The 9,646-nt window shown below is 68.5% G+C and carries 7 protein-coding genes and 2 pseudogenes; 3 read left to right on the top strand and 6 right to left on the bottom strand.

Features of this window, described 5'->3' with window-relative positions; genetic code table 11:
* Positions 1-267: pseudogene (locus J7E89_RS08120) on the top strand (transposase); the annotation flags it as partial.
* Between the two features lie 258 nt (positions 268-525).
* On the opposite strand, the pseudogene J7E89_RS08115 reads toward J7E89_RS08120, so the two are convergent.
* The 6 genes and pseudogenes from J7E89_RS08115 to J7E89_RS08090 all read right to left on the bottom strand — a co-directional run.
* Positions 526-1,356, bottom strand: a pseudogene (locus J7E89_RS08115) (alkaline phosphatase family protein); the annotation flags it as partial.
* A 54-nt stretch (positions 1,357-1,410) separates the two neighbouring features.
* A complete protein-coding gene (locus tag J7E89_RS08110) occupies positions 1,411-2,400 on the bottom strand; it encodes a hydroxyacid dehydrogenase (protein ID WP_214970249.1) in 990 nt (329 codons plus the stop codon).
* Between the two features lie 41 nt (positions 2,401-2,441).
* The gene (locus J7E89_RS08105; RefSeq protein WP_214970239.1) at positions 2,442-3,371 is read right to left on the bottom strand and encodes a carbohydrate ABC transporter permease; all 930 of its coding nucleotides are present in this window, start codon (positions 3,369-3,371) and stop codon (positions 2,442-2,444) included.
* Entirely contained in the window at positions 3,368-4,216 is an 849-nt protein-coding gene (locus J7E89_RS08100) for a carbohydrate ABC transporter permease (RefSeq protein WP_214970245.1), read from the bottom strand. The genes J7E89_RS08105 and J7E89_RS08100 overlap by 4 nt, the downstream gene beginning before the upstream one ends.
* A gap of 242 nt (positions 4,217-4,458) precedes the next feature.
* Entirely contained in the window at positions 4,459-5,766 is a 1,308-nt protein-coding gene (locus J7E89_RS08095; protein WP_214970236.1) for an ABC transporter substrate-binding protein, read from the bottom strand.
* Between the two features lie 256 nt (positions 5,767-6,022).
* Positions 6,023-7,132, bottom strand: coding sequence for a substrate-binding domain-containing protein (locus J7E89_RS08090; RefSeq protein WP_214970233.1), 1,110 nt, complete (start codon positions 7,130-7,132; stop codon positions 6,023-6,025).
* Between the two features lie 233 nt (positions 7,133-7,365).
* Between J7E89_RS08090 and J7E89_RS08085 the strand changes: the two genes are divergently transcribed.
* Both J7E89_RS08085 and J7E89_RS08080 read left to right on the top strand, forming a co-directional pair.
* On the top strand, positions 7,366-8,208 hold the full coding sequence (locus J7E89_RS08085; protein ID WP_214970230.1) for an IS630 family transposase: 843 nt from the start codon (positions 7,366-7,368) through the stop codon (positions 8,206-8,208).
* 657 nt (positions 8,209-8,865) lie between these two features.
* On the top strand, positions 8,866-9,646 hold a 781-nt coding region (locus J7E89_RS08080), incomplete at its 3' end, for a reverse transcriptase N-terminal domain-containing protein (RefSeq protein ID WP_214970227.1).

Below are 9,646 nucleotides of genomic sequence, written 5' to 3'. Positions count from 1 at the left end.
GTCCTCTGGGAGCGGGCCTGGAGCGAGTTCGTGCCCTTCCTCGGCCTGCCCGACGCCATCCGGCAGATCGTCTACACCACCAACGCGATCGAGTCCCTCAATGCCCGCTACCGGCGCGCGGCCCAGGCATGCGGCCACTTCCCCAACGAGCAGGCCGCCCTGAAACGCCTCTACCTCGCCACCCTCGCCCTCGACCCGACCGGCCGCGGCCGCCAGCGCTGGAACAACCGCTGGAAGAGCGCGTTGAACGAGTTCGACGTCCTCTTCGACGGCCCCCTTACCGCCGGACGAGTGCAAGCCGCACAGCCCAACCAGAAACCTGTAGGCCAAACAGACGAACCACACCTGAATCCTGATAGACCTGGCCTTGGGTTGTTCTATGAGGCGGTGTGCCGTGCCGTCCAGGGCCTGGGTGAGGGCGTGGGTGGGCCGGGTGTGCCAGCTGCTGAGTGCCGCCCCTCATCGGCTGATCCCGGCTTCCGTGCCCCTCCCACCGCCGGGATCAGCTCAGCCCTTCGACCACGCCCGCCCGTCCAGCGTCCAGTGCGAGTCGGGGTCGCGGCCCAGGGACGTGAACACCTGGGCCGCGACGTCTTCGTGGCGCAGCGGACGGTCGGGGGCGCCGGCCGCGATGCGGGGACCGCACGAGGCGATCCACGCGGTGGTCTCCAGGTCCGAGCGGCCACCGTGGCCGCCTTCGGGGCGGTGGCCGTGGTCGGTGGCGACGATGAGGGTCCACTCCTCCCCGTCGTACGAGGGCCGGGCGCGCAGAGCCGCGAGGAGCCGCCCGAGCCGCTCGTCGGCCCGGGCGACGGCCGTTTCATAGGCGGGTCCGCAGCCGAGCACATGACCGGTCTCGTCGACGGCGCCGAGGTAGACGAAGGACGCCTCGGGGTCGTCCTCGGTCAGCACCCGCACGGCGTCGACGGTGATCGCCTCGTCGGTGGCGTCCCAGGCCTCGGGGGTCTCGGCGGGCGCGGCGACATGGCACATCCGGCCCGGCGCGCGGAACAGCGGGCCGCCGTCGGCCACGGTGAGCAGCGGCTGCCAGCCGGCCGCGACATAGGTGTGCCGGCCGTCCTGGCGGTGCAGCCGGGTGGTGAAGTCGGGGAAGACGTCGAGGCGGTGGCCGGTGAAGGTGTTGCTCCACACGCCGTGCTTCTCGATGCGTACGCCGGTGACGGTCGTCGCCCAGCAGGGGCCGGACATCGTGGGGGTGCCCGCATCGATGGTGACCGGGGTGAGGAAGCCGGCCGCCGCCACCGAGTCGAGGTGCGGGGCGGCGACCCTGTCGAGGGTGTCCAGACGTACTCCGTCGATCCCTACGACCAGGACACGGGGGCGGGCGACAGGCATGCGGATCCTTTCGGCGGCAGGCATACGGATCCCTTCAAGAAGGCGGGAAGCGGTTCAGGCCGAACGTTCGAGCGTGCGCGGGTCCACCCGGTGGCGGAACGGCAACCCCCGGGCGTACAGCTCCAGTTCATCGAGGGCGGCGTCCGCGAGACGGTACAGTTCGCCGCCGATCGAGCCGGCCAGATGCGGGGTGAGGAGCACGTTCGGCAGGTCGTACAGCGGTGAGTCGGCGGGCAGGACCTCCGGCTCGGTGTGGTCGAGCACGGCGTGCAGCCGGGCTGCCTTGAGCTCCTTGGTGAGCGCCTCGGTGTCGACGAGGGAGCCGCGCGCGGTGTTGATCAGCGTCGCGCCGTCCGGCATCAGGGAGAGCCGGGGCGCATCGAACAGGTGGCGGGTGGCGGGCAGTTCGGGCGCGTGCAGGGAGACGATGTCGCTGCGCAGGGCGAGCGAGTCCAGGTCGACGAGGTCCGCGCCGAGGGCCCGGGCCTCGTCCGCGCCGAGATAGGGGTCGTGGACGAGGACGCGCAGGTCGAAGGGCCCAAGGAGTTCGATCACCCGGCGGCCGATGCGCGAGGCGCCGACGATGCCGATCGTGCGCCGGTAGTTGCCGACTCCGGGGAAGCGGTCGAGGAGGTTGACGTGGCCGCCGCGCTGCTGCCGGTAGGCGTGCGCGCCGTCCAGGACCCGCTTGTTGGCGAACAGGACCGCCGCGACGGTGTACTCGGCGACGGGCAGTGCGTTGGCGGCGGCGGCCGTGGTGACGGCGATGCCGCGCTGCCAGCAGGCCTCGGTGATGTGGTGCTTGACGCTGCCGGCCGCGTGCACGACCGCCTTGAGCTCCGGCATCCGGCGCAGCGCCGCCCGGTCCAGCGGCGGGCAGCCCCATCCGGTGAGCAGCACCTCGGCCTCGTACAACCGCCGCCGTTGTACGTCGTCGGGGTCGGTGAAGTCCGTGACCAGCAGGCCCGGGTCGAGCTCGGCGATGCGGTCGAGGCGGTGCAGTGCGTGCCGGCCGAACACCGCGGCCCTGGTCTCGGCGCTCATCGCGAGGACGGTGCGAGGGCGGGCTGCGGTGGTGCTCGGGGTCACTTGACGGCTCCGGCGGTCAGGCCCGAGCGCCAGAAGCGCTGCAGGGAGAGGAAGGCGATGATCAGCGGGATGACGGCGACCAGGGAGCCGATGATGACGAGCGGGTAGAGCTCGGGCTGCTGGTAGACGCTCTTCATCAGGGTGTACAGACCGAGGTTCACCGGGTAGAGGGCCTCGTCGTTGAGTATCATCAGCGCGCTGTAGAAGTTGTTCCACGACGCGGTGAACGAGAAGAGGAAGATCGTCATGAAGCCGGGGGCCAGCATCGGCAGGGACACCGAACCGAAGGTGCGCAGTTCGCCCGCGCCGTCCATCCGCGAGGCTTCCAGGACCTCGCCGGGTACGTAGCCCTCGGAGAAGACCCGGGCCAGATACACCCCGAACGGGTTGACCAGGGACGGGATGAGCACGGCCCAGTAGGTGTTGACCAGACCGACCTCGGAGGCCAGCAGATACAGCGGCAGCGCGGTCACCGTCGACGGGACGAGCAGCCCGATCAGGACGACGCCGAACAGCTTCTCCTTGCCGCGGAACTCGTACTTGTCGAAGGCGTATCCGCAGACCACGGAGATCAGCGTGGACAGCAGGGAGCCGATGACCGTGTAGAGGACGCTGTTGCCGAGCCAGCGCAGATAGACGCCGTCGTTGTACGAGAACAGCTCGCCGAGGTTGGAGAAGAAGCTGAAGTCGCCGAGCGCGAACGGGTTGGTGGCGAACAGGTCCCGGTAGGTCTTGGTCGACGCGATGACCAGCCAGGTGAGCGGCAGCAGCGTGTAGAGCGCGAAGACGACCAGGACGGCGTTGACGACGGCCTTGGAGGTGAACTCCCGTGGTCTGCGGGGGCGTCGGGACTTGATGGCGGCGGTCGTGGCGGCCGGGGAGTCGGCACGGATCTTCGCCGCGGGAGGAGCTGTCTGAGTGCTCATGATTCCTTCCACCGGTTGCCGAGCTTGGTGACGAGGAAGGACAGCACGCCCGCGACGAGGGCGAGGAGCAGGGAGGCCGCGGCGGCGAGACCGTAGTCATGGCCGTCGAACGCGACGTTGTAGATGTACATCGTCGGCGACCAGTCGATGCCGAGCTCCGTGGCGCGCAGTTGCACGAGCTTGGGGGCGTCGAAGAGCTGGATGGCGCCGACGCAGGTGAACAGGACAGTGAGGACCACCGTCGAGCGGATCATGGGGATCTTCACCTGCAGCGCGGTGCGCAGTGCGCCGGCGCCATCGACCGTGGCCGCTTCGAGCGTCTCGCGCGGGATGGCCTGCAGACCCGCGTAGAAAATGATCACGTTGTACCCGATCCACTGCCAGGCCGAGACATTGATGATCGAGTAGAGCGCCTCGTCCTTGCCGAAGAAGTTCCAGCCGAGGCCGAGGTCCTGGATCACGTCGACGATCGGGCTGATGCCGGGGGTGTAGAGGTATAGCCAGATCATCGAGGCGACCAGGCCGGGCACGGCGTGCGGCATGTAGTACGCGATCTGGAAGAACCGCTTCGCGCGGGCGAGCGCCGAGTCAACGAGGAGGGCGAGCGCGAGCGCCGCGCCGATCATGACCGGGATGTAGATGAGGCAATAGACGGTTATGTGGCCGAAGGAGCGCAGAAAGGCCTCGTCGCCGAGCGCCTCGGTGAAGTTGCCGAGACCGACGAACGACCGCTCGGTTCCCCCGAATCCGAGCCCAGACGCCTTCTCGCTGTACAGGCTCATGTAGCCTGCGTACACGATGGGCGCCACGGTGACGGCGGCGAACAGGACGAAGAACGGCACCATGAACAGGGCGGCGGCGCCGCGCTCGTTACGTCGGGCGGACTTCTGCCCCGCCGACTCGGCCAGCTTGCTCGCCTCCTGCGAACCCCTCGGTGGTGCGGGTGAGTTGATGACTGGTGCTGCCACCGGCTGACTCCTTCGAGTGGAGGACGGAGGGCCTGGCGTTCCCCCACGGAAACCGGGCCCTCCAGCTGGTGCGGACTTGGGCCGTGGCCGGCGGATCGGGCCCTACGGCTGCCGTGAGCTCACTTGGCGAGCTTCAGACCGCGGTCCGTGATCGCCCTCTCGCCCGCGGCCTGGCCGTCGGTGAGCATCTTGCCGTGGTCGGCGCCGGCGGCGTTCTGCTTCAGGTTGACCTGCTGGTTCACGGGGCCCCAGGTCCAGCCGGGGACGATGGTGTCCGCGGCCGCACTGGCGATCTCGTAGGGGTCCTGGCCCTTGAAGTACGAGGCGTCGAACTCTTTGGCCGCGACCTCGCGCATGCCCTCGTTGGCCGGCAGCGCGCTGCTCGGCTGCTTCAGGGAGCTGAGCCGCGCCTTCATGGCCTCCGAGTCGGTGGTGACCCACTTGATGAACTCGGCGGCCGCCTCGGTGTTGCTGCCCTTGGGCGCGACGTAGGACGTGCCGCCGTACATACCAGTGGCGGGCTTGCCGTCCCAGGCCGGCAGCGGGGCGATGCCCCACTTGCCCTTGGTGTCGGGGTAGCTGACGGAGAAGCCGCCCGCGCTCCAGGCCGCGCCGATGATCGTGGCGACCTTGCCGGTGGCGCGCTCCTTGTTCTCGCCCTCGCCCCACAGCGGGGTCTTGGAGGCGAGGCCGTCCTTGAGCAGGTCGTCCCAGTACGTGGCGACCTTCTTCGAGGCCGCGTCCGTCATGTTGACCTTCCAGGCGTCACCGGACGTGCCGTACCATTGGGCGCCCGCCTGCCAGGAGAGGCCCGCGAGGATGGCAGGGTCGCCGCCGCCGAAGTTGGTGATCTTCACCTTGGGGTCGGCCTTGTTGATCTTCTCGGCGGCCTTGCGGTACTCGTCCCAGGTCTTGGGGACCTCGACGCCGTGCTTCTTGAAGATGTCCTTGCGGTAGTAGAGCTCTAGGGGCGTCGCGTCGAAGGGCACGGCCCAGGTCTTGCCGCCCAGGTTGACCAGGGACTGGATGTTCTCCGGGAACTCGTTCTTGACCGTGTCGCCGGCGACCTGGGACAGGTCCTCCAGGTTGCCGCCGCTCGCGTACTCGGGGAGCGCGGAGTAGTCCATCGTCGCGACGTCGGGGGCGTTGCCGCCCTTGACCGCGTTGGAGAGTTTGGTGACGCCCTCGGGCCCGGACGGGATCAGCGAGAACTTGACCTTGACGTTCTTGCGGGTCTTGTTGAACGCCTCCGCCGTCTCCTTGGCGCCGCTGGTGGCGGACCAGTAGGTGATGGTGACCGGCTTGCCGTCTCTGCCGGCCTTGCCGGAGCCCTCGTCCTCGCCGCCGCCACACGCGGTGGCGAGGAGGGCCAGGGAGGCGATGGACGCGGTGAGGGCTATGCGGGCGGTACGGGAAGTGCTCGGCATGGCACGGCTCCTACGAGACCTCGAACTGCGGCAGACAACTGCCTTGTTGCAGCTGCGGAAGAAGAGGTGAACGGGTGCCATCATTTGCGCCAGACCAATCACCGTCAAGAGCGAACGACCAACTCAATCAAAACGATCGGGAGGCGATAGCGTCATGCACGGCTGGTCGCACGCGGCTGGGCGGCCCGCCGAACAGCACAGGGCCCCCCGCAGGACAGCCTGCGAGGGCCCTTGAAGTCGGTCACGGCCTACCGGGTCAAGGTCGCGCGATCCCCGTCCCGCAGGACGCGCGGATCCTCAACTCCGGGAGCAGATCCAGGTGTTGACCGTGCGTGGGCACGGCGTCCGGGGCCACGGTGAGGCGCGCGAGCAGCAGCGCGGCCGCCCGCGCACCCACCTGGCGCTTGGCCGGCGCCACCGCCGTGAGCGGCTGGTCGGCGAGACCGGCCACCTCGTCGTCGTACGCCACCACCGCCAGGTCCTCCGGGACGCGAATGCCGCGTGCCTGCAGACGGGGGATCAGCACCAGGGCGTCGGCGTCGCTGTGCAGCACCACCGCGGTGACCCCGTGCTTCTCGATGATCTCGCAGAGATACGCGAAGGTCCGATCGAAACGGTCGCCCTCCCCCGCGGGCGGATCGGCGTCGAGCGGCGAGGCCGGCACCCGTTCGAGTCCGAGCGCGTCGACCGCGGCCGCGTAGCCGAATCTCAAGTGCCGTGCCGTGGGCGAGACCTGGACAGCGAGGCCGATGCGGCGATGGCCGAGCGAGGCGAGATGGCGCACGGCTTCTGCGGCACCGTGCGCATGGTCCGAGCGGGCCCGGTCGAGGGCCGCGGCGGGGTGACCGTGCGGCGCCCAGCGCTCCATCAGGACGGTGGGCACCCCGAACTCAGCGACCCACGACCCCTCCATCCCGTCCGGCGCGCCCTCGTCCCAGGTCGGAGTGAGTAGCAGGCCGTCGACACCGGCGGCGACGAGCCGCTCGGCCTGCTGTACGTCCTCGCCGGGCAGGTAGTTGGAGATGCCGATGGTGAGTTTCGCGCCGTGCGCCTCGACCACTTCCCGCGCCCCGCGCACGACTTCCGGGTAGTAGTAGTTGTTCGTCGGCACCACGAGCCCGATGACCAGGCTCTCGGCGTCCGCGCCCGGCGCCCGCCCCGCTGCCGCCTCGGTGCCCGAGCCCGGCCAGATCACCGCTCCGTGCATCCGCTGCACCCGCCCCTGCGCCGCCAGCGCCTCGACGTCCCGGCGCAGCGTGACCGGTGAGACGCCCAGCGCCTGGGCGAGTTCGGCGACCCGGACGCTGCCCCGCTCGCGGACGAGTTCGAGGACACGCTCATGGCGCTGGTCTACGTGGAGTCGCATCGTTCCCCCAGGGGTGCGGCGGGCTGTGCTGTCCGGGCGGCGCCTCGGGCGTCGCACACTGTACGCGTCAATCGTATTGATCGCTTGCGATCAAAGCGATCCCTCGATCATGGACGGCACGGAACCGGCTCCTGACGGCACAGAACCGGCTCCCTAGTGCTGCCCCGCGGAAGTTCCGCCGATGGCCATCGCCTCGTTGACCGGGCATGGTGCTTGATCCTGATGATCGTCGTGTGCTCGAGGAACGCGTACGGGCGCATACCACTCCGCAGCGTGCTGCGCGCCGGGCTCGCATCGCGACCTGGCGGATCGCGGAGATCGTGCGGGCGGATGTCTCGACGGCGGTGCGGTGGCGGGACCGGTACGACCGGGAGGGGCTGGCCGGGCTGGAGGACCGGCCCCACTCGGGCCGGCCGCCGGTCTACGGCCCTGAGGTGCGGCTGCGGATCGTGGCAGCGGCCACCAGCGAGCCTCCGCACCCGCACGGCTCCTGGCCGCACCGGCTGATCGCCGACCGCATGACGGACACCGGGAAATCGGCCTTGCAGGTCGGACGGATCCTCGCGGCACTGGACCTCAAACCGCACCGGGTGAAGGGCTGGCTGACCCGCACGCACGACCCGGGATTCTTCGTCCGTGCCGCCGAGGTGTGCGACCTGTATCTGAACCGCCCCACCGGGTCGATCGTGGTCTCGGTGGACGAGAAGACCGCGATGTCGGTCCGCTCCCGCAAACACCCCGACCGGCCGTGCGCGCCAGGCAGGCCCCGACGGCGGGAGTTCGAGTACGTGCGCCACGGCACCCTCTCGATCACCGCCGCACTCGAGGTGCACACCGGACACGTCGTGGCCGAGGAGCTGCCCCGCAACGACTCCGCGCACTTCACCGCCTTCCTCAACCGTCTGGACAAGTGCGTCGATCCGGCGCTGACGATCCACCTGGTCCTGGACAACGGCTCGTCCCACACCTCCCAGGCCACCCGCGCCTGGCTGAAGAGGCATCCGCGGATCGTCGCGCACTACACGCCCAAGCACGCCTCCTGGATCAACCAGGTCGTGCGACACGAAGTCGCTTGAGAAGAGTGGTAATCACCAAGGAGGTTCGACTGATGTCGAAGGTGTAGGACCCGAGCCAGTGCACAGGGCTCGTTCCCGCCCCAGCGTGCGTCGTGAGTAATCGCGGGGTGCGAAGCCTGGGGAATTGCCCAAGGACCCTCGTTCCATCCGGGGGTTACAGGCTGGGAAATGCCGGACGGGTGAATGCGAATGAACCCTTGATGATGCCTCGTCATGATCACTCTCGCCGATGGGTTGTTTAAGCGGGAGATAGGGACTGGCCGTTGGAAAGCGGCAGGCGCCGACTGGGGATACTTGACCGGTCGGGAGTGCACCGCCGTCCCCGGGGTGCAGAGGGCGCCCTCCCCGGCAGCATCTCTCTCATGCGGAACGTGACAACCCCGATGGAGTCCAGGCCATGCAGTTCTGGCCTGGTAAGCCAACCGCAAGGAAGGCCCAACCCTCCAGCGGGCGCAGGAAGACCCAGCAAGCGAATGCCGGTCGCCGAAAGGCAGCAGGAAACCGGGAACCATGTGCCGACACCTCCGTTGGTGGCTCCCGCATAACTGGCCGGATAGGGGCCAATGCCCCGACCTGAAAGGGTGCTGACGTGGGTCTGGTGAGCCTGTGAGGAAACGAGGACCGAAGACACCGGAACCGAAGGGCAAGTTGGACGTCATGGCGACACACGCGGCTGTGGTGGCACACGCCGCAGCGGCCGTCGCCGGCATGGCGAACGGACCGGAGGACGAGATCACCGACTGGCCGTCAATCGACTGGCGGAAGGTCGAGGACGACGTACGGCGTCTGCGGCAGCGCATCTTCACGGCATCGCAGGCAGGAGACCTGGCCAAGGTCAGGAATCTGCAGAAGCTGATGCTCCGCTCCCGCGCGAACACACTCGCGAGTGCGCGGCGGGTCACGGAGATCAATGCTGGCCGCAAGACGGCGGGAGTCGATGGGAAAATCGTCCTGTTGCCCCAGGAAAAGGCCGAGTTGGCCGACTGGGTTCAGCATGGCGCGGCCCCGTGGAAGCCCAAGCCCGTCAAGCGGGTGTATATAGCCAAGGCGAATGGAAAACAGCGCCCACTCGGAATTCCCGTGATCGCCGACAGATGCCTTCAAGCTCTGACGCTGAATGCACTGGAACCCGAATGGGAGGCGCGACTGGAACCGAAAGTCTATGGCTTTCGTCCCGGTCGTGGCTGCCATGACGCGATCGTTGCCATCCACACGACGGCGAGCGGCAGGAACGCCAAACGCCTGTGGGTGCTCGACGCCGATCTGAGAGCGGCTTTCGACCGAATCGACCACGATCACCTACTCGCGTCACTGGGATCATTCCCTGGAAGGGGAATGATTGCCGGATGGCTGAAGGCAGGTGTGGTCGAGAAAGGTTGGTTCACCCCCACGGTGGAGGGAACTCCCCAGGGCGGCGTGATCACGCCCCCAACGCAAT

The sequence above is a fragment of the Streptomyces sp. ISL-100 genome, from assembly GCF_018614615.1.
GTDB lineage: Bacteria > Actinomycetota > Actinomycetes > Streptomycetales > Streptomycetaceae > Streptomyces.
The sequence above is the reverse complement of the archived record's forward strand: the minus strand, read 5'-3'. Positions and strand labels throughout refer to the sequence as shown.

What these genes read in the sequence shown, in the direction of transcription:
- J7E89_RS08105 (WP_214970239.1), bottom strand. Translation starts at nt 3,371, where the DNA reads ATGAGCACTCAGACAGCTCCTCCCGCGGCGAAGATCCGTGCCGACTCC.
- J7E89_RS08090 (WP_214970233.1), bottom strand. Translation starts at nt 7,132, where the DNA reads ATGCGACTCCACGTAGACCAGCGCCATGAGCGTGTCCTCGAACTCGTC.
- J7E89_RS08100 (WP_214970245.1), bottom strand. Translation starts at nt 4,216, where the DNA reads ATGGTGCCGTTCTTCGTCCTGTTCGCCGCCGTCACCGTGGCGCCCATC.
- J7E89_RS08110 (WP_214970249.1), bottom strand. Translation starts at nt 2,400, where the DNA reads ATGAGCGCCGAGACCAGGGCCGCGGTGTTCGGCCGGCACGCACTGCAC.
- J7E89_RS08095 (WP_214970236.1), bottom strand. Translation starts at nt 5,766, where the DNA reads ATGCCGAGCACTTCCCGTACCGCCCGCATAGCCCTCACCGCGTCCATC.